Origin of the sequence: Solwaraspora sp. WMMA2056 (assembly GCF_030345095.1) — a bacterium.
Classification (GTDB): Bacteria; Actinomycetota; Actinomycetes; order Mycobacteriales; family Micromonosporaceae; genus Micromonospora_E.
Window position 1 is genome coordinate 2,856,916 of the sequence record NZ_CP128360.1, and the last position, 18,786, is coordinate 2,875,701.

The window sequence follows — 18,786 nt, forward strand, 5'->3', positions numbered from 1 at the left end:
TCCTGCCGTGCTCAGGCACGCGCCAGCGCGGAGTACGGCGCCAACGCCCGTACCAGCGCCTCGGGGACCCGGGTCGGAACGGTCCTGGTGTTCGGCCCGCGCATGCAGGCCACCCGTTGCCGGCCCCGGGCCACCGGCAACTCGCCGTCGGCACCCAGCCGGATGTAGTCGAAACTGAACTCCAACTGGGTCTGCGCCAGATCCACCAGCCGCATCCGGATGGCGAGGTCGTCGAAGGCGGTGATCTCGGCGAAGAACTCGCAGTCCACCCGGAGGGTGAACAACTTGAGGTCGGCCTGCACCTCGGCGAGCACACTCGGCGCCCGTTCCTTGAGGAACATCTCCCGGCACCGCCCCTGCCAGCGCAGGTAGTTGACGTAGTAGACGTTGCCCACCACGTTGGTCTCCTCGAAGCCCACCGTGTGGCGGTACTCGTAGTAGTCCGACATCCGGCTCACCGCCCCTGGGCCAGGACGGCGACGACGACCGGGCCCGGGTGGTCACGCAACGTGGTCGCCATCGTGGCGATCCGTTGACTCCCGCTGGCCAGCACCACCCAGCCCGCCGGTCCGCCGGCGAGCTGGGACAGCGGCGTCGGCTGCGGCCGGCCGATCTTCTGCAGACACTCCACCGCGCTCCACACCCGGGTCGCGGCGACGTCGAGCGGCTCGGCGAGCTCGCGGGCCAGCAGTTGGGCCAGCGGCAGGTGGTTGCCGAGCAGGTCACGCCACTCGTCGTCGGAGCGGGCCGCCACCGCTTCGACGTCGCAGCCCAGGTCGCCCGTACCGGTCACACAGAGGGTCACCCCGGCGCCGTGCGCGGCCGAGACCGCCGTACCGGGCAGTTCGGGCCGACCGTCCGGGCGGTGGGTGACCGACACCGGCCGGCCGAGTGCCCGGCCGGCGGCGCGCCCGGTGCGCCCCCGCCGGGTCGTGGCCTCGTCCTCGTCCGGCAGCGCCGGTTCGACGACCACCGCGGTGTCGCTGCCGAGCAGGTCCTGCACGGTGCGCTCCAGGTACGGGCCGAGCAGCGGGGCGACCCACGGTCCGGCACCGCCCTTCTTGCGGACCGCGCGCAGCCGCAGCCCTTCCCACCGCTCGACGACTCTGCCGTCGCCGTCGCGTACCGCGATGTCGTAGTGGTAGGTGTCGCCGTCGCGGCTGCGTTCGACGGCGCAGAACCGGAAGTCGCCCGGACCGACCAGGTCGGCCCCGCCGGGGTGGACCCGGTCGATGCCCTGCGGCAGCAGCGTCGCGTCCGGTACGCACACCTGGTTGGCGTGCATCAGCGCGTCCCGCAGCCCGGGGTCGCCGAGCAGCAGGTCGCCCGGCAGGTACGGGGCGAACCACGCGATCTGCGGGTCGGCCGCGACCTCGGTGTCGATGTGCCGCGCGGCGGCCCGGTGGTAGCGGCGTACCCGCTGGAACCGGGCCCCCTGGAACATGGTGTCCACGTACAGGTCCCGGGCCGGGTCGAGGGCCACCGGCGGCAGTCCGTCGGCGACCTGGTCCGGTGGCCCGTCCGGGGCCGGGTCGGTGTCGAAGCGCAGCCTGGCCCGGAAGTGCTCGGCGGCGAAGGCGGTCTCCGCGCTGCGGATGGTGACGTCCACCGCCGCGTCGTCGACGACGGTCGCGGCGATCCGGACCGTGGTGCTGCCGTCCGGCGGCACCACGATCGGCCGCAGGAACTCGGCCTGCTCGATGCGGGGCACCGTCGACGCCCCGGTCACCGCGGTCGCCACCTGGGCCATCGCCTCCATGCCGAACACCGCCGGGAACAGCAGGTTGCCGTCCAACCGGTGATCGTCGAGGTAGAGGTCGCTGCCCGGGTGCAGGATGGTCTCGCAGACGAGTTCGACGCCGTGGTAGCGCACCAGCGGCTTGTCGACGAAGCGCAGCAGCGGCAGGTCGGGCAGGTCGTGCGCGACCGTGTCGATGCCCGTGGTCCGTCCGCTGACCACCACCACCGGTGGGACGTCGGGATCGCCGACGAGCCGTCGCATCAGCGCCACCCCGTCGTCGAGGGAGATCGGGATCACCCCTTCACGCTGCAGCGACTCGACGACCGACAGCCGTTCGCCCATGCCCACCCCGGACCAGACCGACCACTCCATGCAGACGGCCCGGCACTGCGGATGTTCCCGCTGGAACCGGACGGTCCGTTCGGCGAGCCATTCGTTGGCGGTCGCGTAGTGCGCCTCGCCGCGCAGGCCGGCCCGGCCGATGATGCTGCCGAAGGTGACCAGCAGCCGCAGTTGGTCGGGGTCGACGGCGCCCAGCACCGCGTCCAGCCCGTCGACCTTCGGGGCGAAGGTCTGCCGGACCTGCGCCATGTCGAGGTTGGTCAGCGCCGTCGGCTCGTTGCGCCCGGCACCGTGCAGGACCGCGGTGACCGGCCCGAGAGCGTCCGTGACCTGCGCCACCGCCCGCTGGACCTGGTCGGCGTCGGTGACGTCGGCCCGGCCGTAGTGGACGGTGATCCCGGCGTCGGTCATCCGCCGCAGGTTGGCGGCCAGATCCGGGTCGTCGGCCGGGTCGGAGCGACCCAGTACGGCGAGCCGGGCACCGCTGTCGGCGGCCAGCGCCAGAGCACACTCGGCGGTGATGCCCTTGCCGCCGCCGGTGACCAGCAGGACGTCGTCACCGCCGAGGACCTGCGCGGTGCGTTCGGCCCGTACCGGCAGTGCCCGCAGCACCGGGACCCGCCGGCTGCCGTCGGGTTCGTAGTAGGACTCGACGAACCCGTCGGTCGCGGCGACCTCGGCGCAGACCCACGGCAGCGCCTCGCGGATCAGCGGCACGTGCACCACGGTCACCTTCAGCTGCGGTGCCTCCAGCCGGAGCGTCTTCGCCAGCCCGGCCGCGCCCCGGTCGGACTGGACCAGGACGAAGCGGTCGCCGCCACCGCCGGCGAGCAACTCGCGGGCGGCCCGCAGCGCGAGCTCCACCTCGTCGGCGGGGCACTGCGGGGAGAGGCAGACCAGCACCCCGCCGCCGAGCCCGGCCCGGTCCAGGGCCAGCCGCAGTGGCTCGGCCAGTGGATGGTCGTCGCGGGCGTACACCCGCCAGCCGCCACCGGCCGACGCGCCGCCGGCGGCGGTGACCGGCACCGGGGGACCGGCCGGGTCGAGGTCGATCCGGAAGGCCCGCGACCAGGGCGCGGCACCGTCGACCACGGCCGGCGCGTGGGCGTCGCCGTCGGTCGCCGTCGCGCTGAGCTGGTCGAGGGCGTCGGCGAGCTGACCGACGGTGGCGGTGGCGAAGTTCGTCGGGGTGGCGCTGGCCGCGATGCCGCGCCGGGCGGCCGCCTGGTTGACCAGCTGCCCGACGGTGATGGAGCTCAGGTGCAGGTCGTCGAGGAGTCGACTGTCGTCGCGGACCATCTCCATCGGAAGTTCGGCCCGGTCGGCGGCCATCCGCCGCAGCAGGTCCACGGTCGACTCGGTGTCGTCGACCGGGGTCGCCTCGGCAGCCGGTGCCGCCGCCATGGTCGCCGTCGTGGCGATCGTGACGGTCGGCGCCGCCTCACAGGGGCTGGCGAAGAACGTGAACTCGGCCCCGACCGCCAGGCTGCGGGTCAACCGGCCGTGGAACAGCCCGGAGTGGATGCCTGCGGCGCCGACCACGAACGCGCCCGCCACCACCCGTAGCAGCCCCACCAGGGACTGGCTGTCGGTGTCCAACGCCAGCGCGGGCACGTCGGTGATGGCGGCGGCCAGGCCGCTGAGCACCCGGCCCGGTCCGACCTCGACGAGCAGGTCGACGTCCTTGGCGGCGGCCGCCGCCGCCGGCGCGAACAGCACCGGGTCGACGATCTGCCGGTGCAGCAGGGCCGGCACGTCGGTCTCCGCCGGCAGGACCTCGCCGGTCACCGTCGACACGACCGTACGGTGCAGCTGCTGGAACCGTTCCCCGGTCAGCTGGTCGGCGAAGGCTCCGGCGGCGGGGGCGACCAGCGGCGAGTGGAACGCGTGGGACACCGCCAGCGGGGTCGCCGCCAGCGCGGCCTCCCTGGCCGCTTGGCAGACCCGTTCGACCTGGTCGACCGGGCCGGCGACGACGGTCTGCTGTGGCCCGTTGTATCCGGCGATCACCACGTCGGTGCCGCTGAGCAGCTTCCGTACGGTGTCCGGGTCGGCACCGACGCCGGCCATCGTGCCGGACGCGCTGTGCGCGGCCATGGTCTGGCCCCGCACCCGCGCGACCCGCAGCAGCGTCTCCTCGTCGATGGCACCGGCCCAGTGCAGCGCCGAGATCTCACCGAGACTGTGACCGACCGCGACGGTGGCCTCCACCCCCAGGTTCGCCAGCACGGTGAGGCCGGCCAGCGACCCGGTCACGATCCGGGGCTGGGCCACCGAGGTGGCGACGCCGTCGGCCGACTCCGGCAGGGCCGACCGGCGGTACACCTGGTCCGCCTCGGCGAACCGGCGCCGCAACGCGCCGCCACTGGTGCCCCGCCCGGAACCCTGGCCGGGGAACAGGTAGCCGATCCGGCCGGGCCCGCTTGCGTAGCCGAGGAAGGCCCGGCCGTCCTCGGTCACCAGGCGGGTCTGGTCGGTGTCGAGCACGTCGAGGACCCGCTGCAGTTGCCGTACCGCGTCCTCCGGCGAGGTGACCACCACCGCCGCCCGGTACGGCAGGTCGCGCAACTCCCGGTGCAACGTGGCGGCCAGGTCGGCCAACTGCGCGTACGCCACCGTCGGCACGAACGCGACCAGCTGGTGCAGCCGTTCGCGCAGCTCGTCGCGGGACAGCGCGTCGACGGCCAGCAGTTCGGCGTCCTGCACCGAGGTCGCCAGCGAGAAGGTCCGGCTGTCCAGCCGGCTGCGCCGCCGGGCGTCGCGCTTCTCCAACACCACGTGGGTGTTGATCCCGCCGAAGCCCATCGCGGTCACACTGGCCCGCACCGGCACGTCGGCGGACCACGGTTCGGCCTGGCGCAGCACCCGCAGCGCGGCGTCCGGGCGGGTCAGCTCGTCGTGCGGATCGACGCAGCCGATCGCCGGGGGCAGCACCTCGTGATGCACGGCCATCGCGGCCTTGATCAGGCCGGCCACCCCGGCCGCCGCCTTGGTGTGCCCGATCATGCCTTTGATCGAGCCGATCACCGCCGGTCGCCCGTCAGGATCGGCCGCCTGCCGCGCCAGGGTGAGCGCCTTCAGTTCGGTGCTGTCGCCGACCGCCGTACCGGTGCCGTGTCCCTCGAACAGGCCGACCGTGTCGATGCCGAAGCCGGCCCGCTCGTACGCCCGGCGCAACGCCAACTGGTAGCCGCTGACCTCAGGTCGGGTGATGCCGCCCTTGCCGTCGGAGGAGATGCCCCAGCCGGCGATGGTGGCGTAGCTGCGGTGCCCGGCCGCCGTGGCGTCCGGCTCGCGCATCAGCACGATCATCCCGCAGCCCTCACCGGGCCAGAACCCGTTGGAGCCCTTGTCGTACACCCGCATCTCGCCCCGGGCCAGCGCCCCGGTCTTGGCGAAACCGATGATCTCGAACGGGTCGATCGACAGGTCGACCCCGCCGGCGATCGCGACGTCGACCTCGCCGTCGAGCAGCGACTTGCAGGCGGTCGCCACCGACAGCAGCGACGACGAGCAGGCGCCGTCCACCGTGTAGCCGCCGCCCTTGAGGTCGAAGTGGTTGCAGATCCGCCCGGCGATGGTGTTGGACAGACCACCGGCGAGGGTGTCCTCGTCGATCGCCGGGAACGGGGCCTTGTAGCTGGTCTCCAGGTCGGCCAGGAACGTGGCGAGCTGGTCGTCGTCCCAGTCCTGTTCCTTGAGCGCGGCGGCGACCATCCGGCGTACGTACGGCCAGCGCAGCCGCATCAGGTTGGCCCGGGAGAACTCACCGGTGAGGCTGTTGCCGACGACCACGCTGGTCCGTTCGCGGGGCAGCCCTTCGGCCATCGGGAACCCGGCGTCGGCCAGGGCCGTCGCCGCCACGTCCAGGGCCAGCCAGTGGGTCAGGTCCGTCGACCGGTAGGTGCTTCCGGCGATCTTGTACGCGATCCGGTCGAACTCGTACCCCTCGATGACGGCGGCGTTGCGGGCGTAGAACCGGTCCGGAGCGGCCGGGTCGGCGTCCCAGTAGTCGGCCAGCCGCATCCGCACGTCCGGCAGTCGGCGGAACGCCCGCCGCCCGGCGAGGGCGTTGTCCCACAGCTCCCGCGGCGATGTGGCGTCCGGGTAGCGGCAGGCCATGCCGACGATGGAGATCCTGGTCACGCCACCACCACCTCCTTCGTGTTCGACGGTGTGGTCAGCGGTGTCGCGGTCGGGTCGCCCGCTGTGGCAGCGGCGGCGCGGGCCTGGGCCTCGTTGGCCTCGCGGACCTTGTTGACGATGTGCACGGACCAGAGGAAGATGCCCCGGACGGCGCACACCGCCGCCGTGGCGAAGAACAGCCCGTACGCGATGCCGGCGCCGGTGAGCATGCCGTAGACCAGCGCCACGCTGCCGCCGAAGGCGACCTGCGAGGCCGGTTTGGACGGGCTGGTCCCCGGGTCGGTGATCATGTAGTTGGTGAACAGGACGAACGCCACGCCGGTCATGGTGGCCAGCCCGCCCAGGATCGAGGTGTCGAGCAGGACGCCGCGCACGACCGACTGCAGCGCGAAGACCCCGAGCCAGGCACCGATCAGCCACATCCGGCCGGTCAGCTTGGCGTTGAGCATCGTCCCCAGGCCGAGAATGGCCAGTGGCAGGAACCAGTCGACGAAGCCGTCCACGTTCTCGGTGAAGTGGTACGGCGGCGCGATGCTGGCCCACGGGAAGACGACGAGGATCATCATGATCCCGAAGTTCGACGGGTTCATGTAGTGCCGCAGCCGGCCCCGTACCGGTGCCCGCAGCACCCACTTGGCGCCGATCGCCACCGCGACACCGAACATCATCGCGAGGATCTGGTCGTTGACGTAGGTCAGCATGTTCACCGCCAGCGCGGTGATGTGCGCCGGGTACAGGAACTCGGCGAGTCCGCGTACCCCGCCGCCGAGGAACCGTGGCGGGCGACCTTCGGTCCGGGCGCCGATGATCTCCAGGCCGATCTCGATCGTGTACGCCGTGGCGAGCGCGACGAACGGCCACAGCCACGGTTGCTCGAAGCCGAGCACGGTGTAGCCCAGGATGTTGAACACCGTGATCGAGATGGCGAACCGGCGGAGCGCGGTGACGACTTTGGGATCGTGTCGGGGGGCGGAACGGGCGGTCTGCGGGGTGGTCGTGGTCATCGGTTCACCTCACCGTGGCCTGGGACCCGAGCTGTACGGAGTGCCAGCCGGGGGTCATCTCAAGGGTCTGTTCGTGTGCCTGACCAGTGCGGTCCCGCCAGCTGATCTGCACCTGCACCGGCCCGGTCACCTCGCCGAGTCCGATGTGCACCTCGTGGCTGCGGTGGCCGGAGTGGCCGCTGCCGCCGTCGACCCGGGACAGGAAGACCCGCCCGTCGGCGGTGGTGGCGACGACCTGGGCACCGGTCGCCGGCGAACCGGCCTGCCCGGGGTCGGTGTCGTGGGGGTGGGTCAGGTGCAGGCCGAGGAAGGCGCCGGCCGACGGGCTGTCGTTGTGGTAGTAGACCGGTTCGGCCCACTGCCGGGCGACCGCCCAGTCGAGCAGCCCGTCGCCGTCGGCGTCGCCGGTGGCGATGCCCCGGGTCGGCACCGGGACCGCCAGACCGAGTTCGGCAGCCACGTCGACGTAGCGTCCGGTCTCGTCGGGCACGAAGAACCGCAGGGTCTGCCCACCGGCGACGTCGTCACCGGCGCGTACGTTCGGCCACCAGGCCGGATCGGACAGCAGCAGGTCGTTCGCGGTCGCCAGTTCCTGCAGCTGCGGCCACCGGTTGACCTCGCCCTTGACGAACCCGAGCGCCTGGGTGACCACGGTCTGGCCGCTGTTGTTGAAGTCGGCCAGCTTGGTGTCCCAGCCCCAGCCGGACCAGGCCAGGCCCATCGGGGCGCTGCGGTCGGTGAAGGGCGCCTCACCGGCGGCGAGCCGGCGACGCATCTCCTCGGTGTCGGCGGCGTCGTTGATGAAGGCGTAGTTGCTCTCCACGATGCCGAACGTGGTGGTGATGTTGCTGACGAACAGGTCGTAGTTGCCGTCGCCGTCGAGATCGCCGAAGTCGACCCCCATGCCCTTGAACGAGTCCAGGCCGAGCTGCTTGGACTTCGGTACGGTGCCCTTGCGGACCGCCTCGACCATGGCGAAGTCGATGTTGCCCGGGGTGGACCGGTTGTGCAGCAGCCGGTCGGGGCCGAAGTCGTGCGCCAGGTACAGCTCCGGCAGCAGGTCGCCGTCGAGGTCGACCGCGCCCGAGGCCAGCGCCCAGCCGGTCGAGGCTTCGGCGGGGATGGCGTCGTCGACGCGTTCGTAGCGCACCGTCGGTGTGGCGCCGCTGGTCGCGCCGGCCCACCGGAAGATGTAGTCCGGGCCGCCGTTGAGCCCGTGGGACATCGAGTGGTTCATCTCCACCCCGCCGTATACCGTGTGGTCGAGCACCGGGCTGTGCGGGAAGTAGTTGCCGATGTGGATGTCCTCGTAGCCGTCGCCGTCGAAGTCGGCGACGGTGACCGTGTTGGTGTTCCAGTCCGGGCCGGTGTAGCCCGATCCGGACGGCCCCGGCATCAGTTCGGTCGGCTGGTAGCTGTCCGGGCCGAGTTCGTCGACGTCGGCTTTGGCCAGGTAGATGATCGGGGTGCGGCCCCACAGGTAGACCAGCAGGTCCATCCGGCCGTCGGCGTTGAAGTCACCGGGTGCGCAGCCCATCGGCGCCATCGCGAAGTGCATGGGCAGCGGGTCCGGGTCGAGCGCGAACGGTGCGTACCGGGCCGGACTGTCCGGCGTCGGGCTCACTACGACCTGGTCGATCCGGGGATCGGTGACGCACAGGTCGTTGGCCAGGCCGTCGCCGTCGAGGTCGTTCATGGCGATCGCGGCACCGACCGAGGAGATCCAGGCGTCGATGTGTTCGTACTCCTGGTTGACCTTGCGGATCGACTGCTGGGTAAAGCCACCCGGCATCGCGATCGACATCGGCGTGAAGGAGTAGCCGGCGGCCAGGCCCGCACGGGTGTCAGCGGCGTAGCCCGGCTGACGGGCGAGCACGAACAGGCTCACCATCAGCAGGACCGCGATGACCCCGGCGAGTTGCCGGCGAAGCAAGCCAACTGTCGACGACACGGACTAGCACCTCCCAAGAGAGACGAACTGGCTGGCGGCCCGCTCCCGCCACACCTCGTAGGCCGGCACCGGGCCGGTGGTCGCGGGGTCGGGCCGGGTCTGCCGGCTGACCGCCGCCGCGTCGGACACGGACATTCCGCAGAAGATCTCGGTGGCGAGCTCGTTGTGCGACACCACCAGGCCGGCCCGCACCCGTGCCTCGGCCGCGAAGGCGCTGGCCTGGGCGACCTGCGGCCGGGCGTCACCGGCGCGGTCCCACAACGTCCGGAGCTCGTCGGCGTCGGCGCCGCCGGCGTAGGTCGCCGCCAACGCGGCACCGCTGTACAGGTCGGCACGCCGGTGGGGAGCGAAGGCGTCGATCAGCTCGGCCACCCGCTGCGGGTCGCTGCCCCCGACGAACCAGCTGGCCCGGCCGACGCCCTGGTCGATCGCGCGGCTGGCGTACCAGCGTGGTCCGCTGATCGGCCACGGAAAGTCGGTTTCCTCGTGCTGCTGGTGGACGTACCGGTCGGTGTGGAAGTACGCCTGGTGGAATCCGTACCCGTCCAGGGCCAGCCAGCGCAGCAGCGGATCCGGCGCGGTCAGTGTCCGCCACCGGAATCTCGGCAACCGGGCCATTGCCCAGCCGATGCCGACGTAGGCCATGTAGACGTGTGCGTCTCCCGGACCGGCCAGGAAACGTGAGACGTGGTCGGAACGGCCGAACGGCAGTGCGTCGAGAATGGCGAAACCCATGGCCGCGCCCTCGTAGGCGAAACCCTGGTAGCGCACCGGCAGGTCGGCCAGTGGCGTGGCGACCTCCGCTGGTGTGCCCGCCTCCATGGCCGCCGCGTATCCGGCGATGAAGGACCGCCCGACGGTCTCCAGAACGTCGCGTGAGGTGGAGTTCTTGGCATGGAAGCCGCGGACTTCCAAGGTCGTCTCGGAAAGCTTCGGCGTCAGGAGCGCGCGTCTCGTCTTACGCCAGTACGTTGCCAACTCTCTCCCTCACTTGTCCTCGATGAATGGCAGTCGTCGCCCCGCATCATGGCCAGCGGGGCGACGGAATTCCTTCTTTGGAAATGCCACGTTGGGGAATTTCTCCGAAATTGCTCGATGATGCGGAACGGGCATGCGTCAACCGGCCGTCTACGGTGACAGCCGTTCCTTCGCGTTGCTCTGATTTCTGTTGTTCAGTGGTGGGTCGAATGCAGGCCAGGGGCGAATCTCTCCCGTATGCGTCGCCGCCAGATTTCGTAGGCCGGCGGGCCGTCAGGCCGGGATGCGCCCGAACCGGTGTCGTCGGCGCCCGTACCGTCGGTGTCGGTCACCGCGACCTCGTCGGCGAGCGCGGCGGCGGCCGCCGCCGACGTCCCGGTCAGCACCTGGGTCGCGGTCTCCACGTGGGCCGGCACGAAGCCGGACTCGGCGCGGGCCTTGGCGGCGAACACCGCGCCCTGGGCGAGCTCCGCGCGGTACGGGCCGGCCAGCTCCGGTAGCAGGTCGAGCTCACCGCCGGCGAAGGTCGCCGCCAGCCCGACACCACTGAACAGGTCGGCCCGCCGGGCCGGTGCGAACTCTTCGACGGCGGCGGCGACCGCCCGTGGTTGACCACCGTGGATGAACCACAGTGCCCGGCCGATGCCCTGGTCGAAGGCGCGGCCGAAGTAGTCGGGCCGGCCGAGCCACGGGTAGGGCGCCGGCTGCCGCTGCTCGACGACCCAGCGTCGGGTGTGGAAGTACGCCCGGTCGAAGCCGAGCCCGTCGACCGCCAGCCACGACATGGTGGGGTGGTAGGGCAGCCCGGCCAGGTCCGGCAGCACCTTGCGCCACAGCGGCCGGGGCAGCCGGGCCATCGCGAACCCGATCCCGATGTACGCCAGCAGCAGGTGCGGCCGGCCGCTGCCGGTGAGCAGGTCGCGGGTGCGCCGGCCGCGCCGGGCGCCGGTGACGTCCCGTACGGTGAGCGCCATCGTCGCCCCTTCGTAGGCGAAGCCCCGCAGCTCCTGCTCGACCAGCTCCAGCCGGCGTTCCAGCTCCCACAGGTCGACGCTGTCGATGGCCCATTCGAAGCCGCAGATCACCGCCTGGGGGACCGCCTCCAACCGGCGGGCGGCCGGTGCCGATGCGCCGGGAAAGCCCCGGCGCGCGAAGGTGACCTCGGCCAGCGGTGGCGCCAGGGCCAACCGCCGGACGGCGCCGATGACGCCTGCCATGCGTTTCTCCATTCCGGTACGGGTGCCGGCCGATGCCGGCACCGGCCGGCGCGGGCAGCCGGTACCCCTTTGGGTCGGTCATCCGGTCCGGGCGTGCCGGCCCGACGACGGCGCCTCGGGCAGGCCCGGGTCGGTCGGGACGTGCCAGGCGCCGACCCGACGGGCCGCCGCGAAGCTGGCCCAGGCCGCAGCCTCGATCAGCGTCCGGTCGCGCGGGTGGTGCCGGCGGAACTCCGCGACCGTCTCGTTGTCCACCTGGTACGACGCCAGGGCGGTGAGCAGTGCCAACCGTGCGGCAGCCTGATCGGGTGGGGAGAGCGGGGCGACGAGGTCCTCACACCACTGCCGGGCCAGCCCCGTCTCCTCGCCGCGCCAGCTCGCCAGCCGCTCCTCGACCAGCTGCCGGACCGGTGCGGGCAGGCAGCGTTCGCCGGCGGCGGCCAGTGCCGCGTACGACCGGGCCGTCGCCTGGGCGACCGTCGGGTCACCGGCCGCCCAGCCGGCGTCGGCAGGCAGCGTCGCCGCCGGCAGTAGCGGCAGCGACCGCCCCGGTACGGGTGCTGCCCGCAGCGTCGGGTCGAGTTGCCGGCCGACGACGTGCTTGAACCGTCGCCGTGCCGCCGGGGTGAGTCCGGGTGGTAGCAGGAAGCTGGTGAGGAAGACGTTGACCATCCGGGTCAGGTAGTGGAAGGCGACGACGACGCCGACCAGCTCCGGCCGTTGCGCTTCGGTGAACGGCACCGGTGTCGGGGCGTCCGGCAGATGGGCGCTGCGGGCCCATTCGACCAGCGCCCGCAGCCGCGGGTCCGTCATCGTCTGTGGCCGGTCGGCGACGACCGCCTCGGCGTCGTGCTCGCCGGCCTGCGGGTACAGCCCGGTGCTGTGCATGTCCACGCAGTACGGGCAGATGTTGGCGACCGACACTCCGGCGGCGACCGCCTCCTTGGCGACGCGGTCCACCGCGCCCACCACCAGCAGCGGTTCGCGCATCAGCATCCAGAAGGCGCTGAGTGTCTCCGGTGCCGGCGAGTGGAGCAGGACCGGTGGGATGACCAGCCGCATCTCCTCGGCGCACTGGGCGTACACGGTCGCGACCGTGCCGAGCGCCGACTGCTCGGACACCGGACGGACGTGTCGCACCTGGCGTTGGGCGACCGACGCGACGACCCGTCGGATGACCATCGTGGCTCCCTCATGGTGCGGCGATCGGATGATGCGGCGTACGGATGATGCGGTGTCAGTCCGATCACTGAAGGTGATCGCGTGTTCATCAGAATGCCGACCGGTGGACGTCTGAGGGAACTTCCATATTGCCGAGGTGTCCTGGTCACGGGGCTGGATAGCGGCGCTGCCCGATCGCCGGGGCGCTGATTGTCGGACCCTGCGGCTAGGGTGGGATGAACTGTTGTCACAACGTCACATACGGTGACAATTGGAGGGGTGGGAGTGCAGCACCTGCACCTGTCCGACGCCGTGCGCCCGGCCGACGGTGACGAGGTCATCGCCGACGTCGCCGCCGCCGTCGGCCACATCGGTCGGATCTGCTTCAAGACCGGACCGCCCCGGCGGGTCGGTGTCGAACTCGAATGGACCGTGCACCACGTGGACGACCCCGCCCGTCCACTCGACCCGGAGATCCTCGGCCGGGCGCTCGGCGACCACGCCCCACCCACCCTGCGCCGCGACAGCCCACACCGGCCCCTGCCGCACGGCGGGCAGGTCACCGTCGAGCCCGGCGGCCAGGTGGAGATCTCCAGCCTGCCGGTCGACTCCGTCGCCGACCTGCACCTGCGCACCGTCGCCGACACCGCCGCCCTCGACGCCCGGCTCGCCCGGGCCGGCCTGCGGCTCGGCTCCCACGGCTGCGACCCGCACCGGCCGCCCCGGCGCATCCTGCACAACCGCCGGTACACCGCGATGGCCGACGCCTTCGGCCGGTACGGCGCAGCCGGAGCGACCATGATGTGCGCCACGGCCGGCCTGCAGGTGTGCCTCGACGCCGGGACCCCCGCCCAACTGCCGCTGCGCTGGGCGGCCGCGAACGCACTCGGGCCGGTGCTGCTGGCGACCTTCGCCAACTCGGCACGGTACGCCGACCGGGACACCGGCTGGGTGTCGCACCGGATGCGGACCTGGCTCACCCTCGACCCTGCCCGCACCGCCCCGCCGACCGCCGTCGCACCGGGGCAACTGCGGGGAGAGCCGGCGGGACAACCGCCGACGGACCCGGTGGCGGCCTGGACCCGCCGCGTCCTGGACACCCCGCCGCTGTTCATCGCCGACGGGCGGCACGGCTGGACCCGGTCCGGCGCCGTCGGGTTCGGCGACTGGATCCGCAGCGGCCTGCCCCGCCCACCCACCTACGCCGACCTGTCGCTGCACCTGAGCACGCTCTTCCCCCCGGTACGCCCGCAGGGCCACCTGGAGATCCGCTACCTCGACGCCCAACCGGCCGACGACTGGCTGGCGCCGGTCGCCGTACTGGCCAGCCTGTTCGCCCGCGACGAGACGCTGCGTACCGCGTGGCGCCACGCCGCCCCGGTCGCCGACCGGTGGGCCGACGCCGCCCGCGTCGGCCTGGCCGACCCGGCGTTGGCCGCCGCCGCACGGGCCGTCGTCGGCCTCGCCTGCGACCACCTCGCCGACACCGGCCTGCCGGCGACGACCGCCACCACGATCCGGCACTCGCTGCGTCGCCGGCTGCCGAAGGAGGACCTGTGACCGGACCGACCGACCTACGCGCCGTACTCGCCGACGACCTCGACCGCGCCCGACGACGCAGCAGCGCCCTCACCGACGCCGTCGACGACGCCGACCTGGTCCGCCAGCATTCGCGGCTGATGTCGCCGCTGGTCTGGGACCTGGCCCACATCGGCAACCAGGAGGAACTCTGGCTGGTCCGCGACGTCGGCGGCCGGGATCCGGTCCGCGCCGACATCGACCACCTGTACGACGCGTTCAAGCACGCCCGCGCCGACCGCCCCGCGCTGCCGCTGCTGGACCCGACCGAGGCGCGCGCCTACACCCGTACCGTCCGGGACAAGGTCCTCGACCTGCTCGACACGGTGGCGTTCGACGGCCGACCACTGGTCGAGCAGGGCTTCGCCTTCGGGATGATCGTCCAGCACGAGCAGCAGCACGACGAGACGATGCTCGCCACCCACCAGTTGCGGACCGGGCCGCCGGTGCTCACCGCCGCGCCCACCCCGCCGTCGGCCGGGCCGGTCGACGGCGAGGTGCTCATCCCCGCCGGGCCGTTCACCATGGGCACCTCCACCGAGCCGTGGGCGCTGGACAACGAACGCCCCGCGCACCCGGTCGACGTGCCGGCGTTCCTCATCGACCGCGCGCCGGTGACCAACGCCCGCTACCAGCGTTTCATCGACGACGGCGGCTACCACGACGAGCGATGGTGGAGCCCGCAGGGCTGGGCCCACCGGCTGCGGGCCGCGCTCGCCGGGCCGGCCCACTGGCACGGCGACGGCAGCGCCACCCGGTTCGGCCGACGGTCGGCGATCGTGCCCGACGAGCCGGTGGTGCACGTCGGCTGGTACGAGGCGCAGGCGTACGCGAACTGGGCCGGCCGTCGGCTGCCCACCGAGGCCGAATGGGAGAAGGCCGCCCGGTACGACCCGTCGACCGGCCGGTCCCGCCGCTACCCGTGGGGCGACGACGATCCGCGACCCGAGCACGCCAACCTGGGCCAGCGGCACCTGTCCCCGGCCCCGGTGGGCGCCTACCCGGCCGGTGCCTCACCGGCCGGGGTGCACCAGCTGATCGGCGACGTGTGGGAGTGGACCGACACCTGGTTCGACGGCTACCCCGGCTTCACCGCCTTCCCGTACCGGGAGTATTCGCAGGTCTTCTTCGGCCGCGACCACCGGGTGCTGCGCGGCGGCTCGTTCGGCACCGACCGGTCCGCCTGCCGGGGCACCTTCCGCAACTGGGACTATCCGATCCGGCGGCAGATCTTCAGCGGCTTCCGGACCGCCCGCGACCCGCTGCCCGGCGAGGTCGCCTAGTGTGCCGCCACCAGCTGTACCTGGGCCCACCCACGAGCCTGGCGACGCTGCTGATCGATCCGGCGCACAGCCTGTACCGCCAGTCCTGGGCACCCCGGCAGATGCGGGGCGGCGGCACGGTCAACGCCGACGGGTTCGGCATCGGCTGGTACACCGGCACCGGCACCGGGTCCGCAACCGGCGCAGGTCCGGTCCGGTACCGCCGGGCCGTACCGATCTGGGCCGACCAGAGCCTGCCCGAACTGGCCCGGGCCACCGTCACCGGCGCGCTGCTCGCCGCCGTCCGCTCGGCCACCCCCGGGATGCCGGTGGTCGAGACGGCCTGCGCCCCGCACGCCGAGGGCCGCTGGTTGTTCAGCCACAACGGGGTGGTGGCCGGCTGGCCGGGCAGCGTCGCCGACCTCGCCGCCACCCTGCCGGTGACCGACCTGCTCACCCTCGACGCGCCCACCGACGCCGCGCTGCTGTGGGCGCTGGTGCGCCACCGGCTGCGGGCCGGCGTCCCGCCCGCCACCGCGATCGCCGACACCGTCACCAGCGTGCTCGCGGTGGCCCCGGCGTCCCGGCTCAACCTGCTGCTCACCGACGGCGAACAGGGCTGGGCCAGCACCGTCGGCCACAGCCTGGCCGTCCGGGCCGCCCCGGACCGGATCGTCGTCGCCTCCGAACCCACCGACGACGATCCGGGGTGGACCGCCGTACCGGACCACCGACTCGTCGTCGCGACCCCGACCGCCTACACCATGGAGGAACTGTGCGGATCGACATCGCACTGACCGAGGCCGACCAGCTGCAGGCGTTGCGCGCCGACGTCCGGCTGGGGCTGACCGCCGAGGCGAAGTGGCTGCCGCCGAAGTGGTTCTACGACAAGTACGGCAGCGAACTGTTCGACCGCATCACCACCCTGGCCGAGTACTACCCGACCCGGGCCGAACGCGCCGCGCTGACCGCGCACGCCGCCGACATCGCCGCCGCCACCCGGGCGGTCACCCTGGTGGAGCTGGGCAGCGGATCGTCGGAGAAGACCCGGCTGCTGCTCGACGCGCTGGGCCGGGCCGGCAGTCTGGACCGGTTCGTGGCACTGGACGTCTCCGAATCAGCGCTGCGCGACGCCGCCACCGCGCTGCACCACGACTACCCGCAGCTGACGGTCCACGCGATCGTCGGTGACTTCACCCGGCACCTGGACCGGATTCCGGCCGGTGACCACCGGCTGGTCGCCTTCCTCGGCGGCACCATCGGCAACCTGGTGCCGGCCGAACGGGCCGAGTTCCTGGCGGCGGTGCGCGCGGTGCTGCGGCCCGGTGAATGGCTGCTGCTCGGCACCGACCTGGTCAAGGCGGAGTCGACCCTGGTCGCCGCCTACGACGACGCCCAGGGGGTGACCGCCGAGTTCAACCGCAACGTGCTGCACGTGGTCAACCGCCAGCTCGGCGCCGACTTCGACCCGACGGCGTTCCGGCACGTTGCCCGTTGGGACGCCGGGCACGAATGGATCGAGATGCGGTTGCGGGCCGAGCGGGCCATGACGGTCGAGGTCGCCGACCTGGAGCTGACGGTGCCGTTCGCCGCCGGGGAGGAGCTGCGGACCGAGGTGTCGGCGAAGTTCCGCCGGGCCGGCGTGACCGCCGAGCTGGCCGCTGCCGGGTTCGAGCTGACCCACTGGTGGACCGACCCGGCCGGCCGGTTCGCAATCAGCCTGTCCCAGTGCCGGTGACAGTCAGTCCGCCTGGGTGCCGGTGAGCCGGCGCAGGAACTGCCGGGTGCGCGGGTGCTCGGGGCTGTCGAGCACCCGCTGCGCCGGCCCCTGCTCGTAGATGGCACCGTCCGCGAGGAAGCAGACCCGGTCGGCGACCTCGCGGGCGAACCCCATCTCGTGGGTGGCGATCAGCATGGTCATCCCGTCGGTCTTCAGCTCCCGGATCAACGCCAGCACCTCACCGACCAGTTCCGGATCCAGCGCCGAGGTGACCTCGTCGAGCAGCAGCAGCCGGGGCGCGTTGATCAAGGTCCGGGCGATCGCCGCCCGCTGCTGCTGGCCGCCGGAGAGCCGGTCCGGGTACTGCTTCGCCTGATCGGCCAGCCCGACGCGGTCCAGCAGCTCCATCGCCCGCCGCTGCGCCTGCGCCCGCCCGACCCGGTGCACCCGGCGCGGCGCCAACGTGACGTTGTCCAGCACGGTCAGGTGCGGAAACAGGTTGTACGACTGGAACACCAACCCGACGCGCTGGCGTACCTGATCGGGGTCGACCCGTGGGTCGGTGATGTCCCGACCGTCCAGGTGGATCGTGCCGTCGTCGACGGTCTCCAGCAGGTTGACGCACCGCAGCAGGGTCGACTTGCCGGAGCCACTGCCGCCGATCAGCGCCACCACCTCGTGCTCGGCCACCTCCAGACACAGATCGCGCAGCACGACCCGGTCACCGAAGACCTTGCGGACCCCGGCACAGACCAGCACCGGCGGCCCACCGCGCCCGCCCGGGTCCGCCGTCGGTGTCACGCCGTACCGGCCCAGGTCTGCCGCCGGGCGGCCCGCATGGTCACCTGGTCGGTGACCGCCACCAGCGGGATCGCCAGCAGGATGAACAGCACCCCGGCCACCACGTACGGGGTGAAGTTGTAGCTGGTCGCGGTCTCGATCTGGGCGGCGCGGATCGCATCGATCGGCCCGGCCAACGAGATCAGGCCGACGTCCTTCTGCAGCGCCACCAGGTCGTTGAGCAGCGGTGGCGCGACCCGCCGGACCGCCTGCGGCAGCACCACGTACCGCATCGTCTGCGCGTGGCTGAGCCCCAGCGACCGGGCGGCGGCCCGCTGCGCCGGATGCACCGACTCGATGCCGGCCCGGAACACCTCCGCCAGGTAGGCGCCGTAGGTGACGACCAGCGCGCAGCCGCCGAGGACCAGCACCGACGGCGTGCCGGCCAGCCGCAGCCCCGGCACCCCGAAGGTGAACAGGTACAGCACGATGATCAGCGGAGCGCCCCGGAACACGTACGTGTAGGACGTCGCGGCGGCCCGCAGCGGAAAGAACACCGCCGGGCGCAGGGTCCGGGCCAGCGCGACCGCCAACCCCAGCGCCAACGCCCCGGCGGCGCAGAACACCAGCAGCCGTACGTTGAGCCAGAGCCCGCGCAGCACCGCCGGCAGCGCGTCGGCCGCCACCGCCGGGTCGAAGAAGGACTGCTGGACCCGGGGCCAGCCAGGGGAGTTGCGGACCGCCACCACCAGCAGGGTGCCGAGCACCGCCGTGGAGGCGGCGGCGATCAGCACCGACCGGACGCTCTGCCGGCGGCGGTACGCGTCCCGCCCTCGCTGCAGCTCACTGGGCTGATAGCCGGCGGACGGCAGAGCGCTGCCGGCCGGTGCCGTGGAACCGCGCACT

At 72.5% G+C, this 18,786-nt stretch carries 13 protein-coding genes; 4 read left to right on the forward strand and 9 right to left on the reverse strand.

Going from position 1 to position 18,786, the window contains the following annotated elements:
• Positions 1-11 precede the first annotated feature (11 nt).
• From O7608_RS13105 to O7608_RS13135, 7 genes are all read right to left on the reverse strand, one after another.
• Positions 12-449, reverse strand: a complete 438-nt coding sequence (locus O7608_RS13105) for an acyl-CoA thioesterase (protein WP_282228748.1) — start codon at positions 447-449, stop codon at positions 12-14.
• A 5-nt stretch (positions 450-454) separates the two neighbouring features.
• On the reverse strand, positions 455-6,229 hold the full coding sequence (locus O7608_RS13110) for a type I polyketide synthase (protein ID WP_289210229.1): 5,775 nt from the start codon (positions 6,227-6,229) through the stop codon (positions 455-457).
• Positions 6,226-7,233: an enediyne biosynthesis protein gene (locus tag O7608_RS13115; protein WP_289210230.1), complete on the reverse strand. Its 1,008-nt coding sequence runs from the start codon at positions 7,231-7,233 to the stop codon at positions 6,226-6,228. Before O7608_RS13115 ends, O7608_RS13110 begins: the two co-directional genes overlap by 4 nt.
• 4 nt (positions 7,234-7,237) lie before the next feature.
• Positions 7,238-9,184, reverse strand: coding sequence for a CRTAC1 family protein (locus tag O7608_RS13120; protein WP_289210231.1), 1,947 nt, complete (start codon positions 9,182-9,184; stop codon positions 7,238-7,240).
• 3 nt (positions 9,185-9,187) lie between these two features.
• The gene (locus tag O7608_RS13125; RefSeq protein WP_289210232.1) at positions 9,188-10,162 is read right to left on the reverse strand and encodes a DUF1702 family protein; all 975 of its coding nucleotides are present in this window, start codon (positions 10,160-10,162) and stop codon (positions 9,188-9,190) included.
• A 194-nt stretch (positions 10,163-10,356) separates the two neighbouring features.
• Positions 10,357-11,379, reverse strand: a complete 1,023-nt coding sequence (locus O7608_RS13130; RefSeq protein WP_289210233.1) for a DUF1702 family protein — start codon at positions 11,377-11,379, stop codon at positions 10,357-10,359.
• Positions 11,380-11,457: 78 nt separating this feature from the next.
• Entirely contained in the window at positions 11,458-12,561 is a 1,104-nt protein-coding gene (locus O7608_RS13135) for a carboxymuconolactone decarboxylase family protein (RefSeq protein ID WP_289210234.1), read from the reverse strand.
• 258 nt (positions 12,562-12,819) lie between these two features.
• On the opposite strand from O7608_RS13135, the gene O7608_RS13140 reads away from it, so the two are divergent.
• The 4 genes from O7608_RS13140 to egtD are packed head-to-tail and all read left to right on the forward strand — an operon-like array spanning position 12,820 to position 17,118.
• On the forward strand, positions 12,820-14,100 hold the full coding sequence (locus O7608_RS13140; protein WP_289210235.1) for a glutamate-cysteine ligase family protein: 1,281 nt from the start codon (positions 12,820-12,822) through the stop codon (positions 14,098-14,100).
• Positions 14,097-15,401 (forward strand): ergothioneine biosynthesis protein EgtB, encoded by a 1,305-nt coding sequence (egtB, locus tag O7608_RS13145; RefSeq protein ID WP_289210236.1) that lies wholly within the window; start codon positions 14,097-14,099, stop codon positions 15,399-15,401. Before O7608_RS13140 ends, egtB begins: the two co-directional genes overlap by 4 nt.
• Positions 15,401-16,177 (forward strand): ergothioneine biosynthesis protein EgtC, encoded by a 777-nt coding sequence (gene egtC, locus O7608_RS13150; protein WP_289210237.1) that lies wholly within the window; start codon positions 15,401-15,403, stop codon positions 16,175-16,177. The genes egtB and egtC overlap by 1 nt, the downstream gene beginning before the upstream one ends.
• Positions 16,156-17,118 (forward strand): L-histidine N(alpha)-methyltransferase, encoded by a 963-nt coding sequence (egtD, locus tag O7608_RS13155; protein ID WP_289210238.1) that lies wholly within the window; start codon positions 16,156-16,158, stop codon positions 17,116-17,118. Before egtC ends, egtD begins: the two co-directional genes overlap by 22 nt.
• 3 nt (positions 17,119-17,121) lie before the next feature.
• Here egtD and O7608_RS13160 read toward each other — a convergent pair whose 3' ends face one another.
• On the reverse strand, positions 17,122-17,901 hold the full coding sequence (locus O7608_RS13160) for an amino acid ABC transporter ATP-binding protein (protein ID WP_289210239.1): 780 nt from the start codon (positions 17,899-17,901) through the stop codon (positions 17,122-17,124).
• A complete protein-coding gene (locus tag O7608_RS13165; protein ID WP_421359922.1) occupies positions 17,898-18,785 on the reverse strand; it encodes an amino acid ABC transporter permease in 888 nt (295 codons plus the stop codon). The genes O7608_RS13160 and O7608_RS13165 overlap by 4 nt, the downstream gene beginning before the upstream one ends.
• Position 18,786 lies beyond the last annotated feature (1 nt).

Bases quoted from the DNA above. Each gene is read 5' to 3' on its own strand.
- O7608_RS13115 (WP_289210230.1), bottom strand. From the start codon at position 7,233: ATGACCACGACCACCCCGCAGACCGCCCGTTCCGCCCCCCGACACGAT.
- O7608_RS13130 (WP_289210233.1), bottom strand. From the start codon at position 11,379: ATGGCAGGCGTCATCGGCGCCGTCCGGCGGTTGGCCCTGGCGCCACCG.
- O7608_RS13105 (WP_282228748.1), bottom strand. From the start codon at position 449: ATGTCGGACTACTACGAGTACCGCCACACGGTGGGCTTCGAGGAGACC.
- O7608_RS13135 (WP_289210234.1), bottom strand. From the start codon at position 12,561: ATGGTCATCCGACGGGTCGTCGCGTCGGTCGCCCAACGCCAGGTGCGA.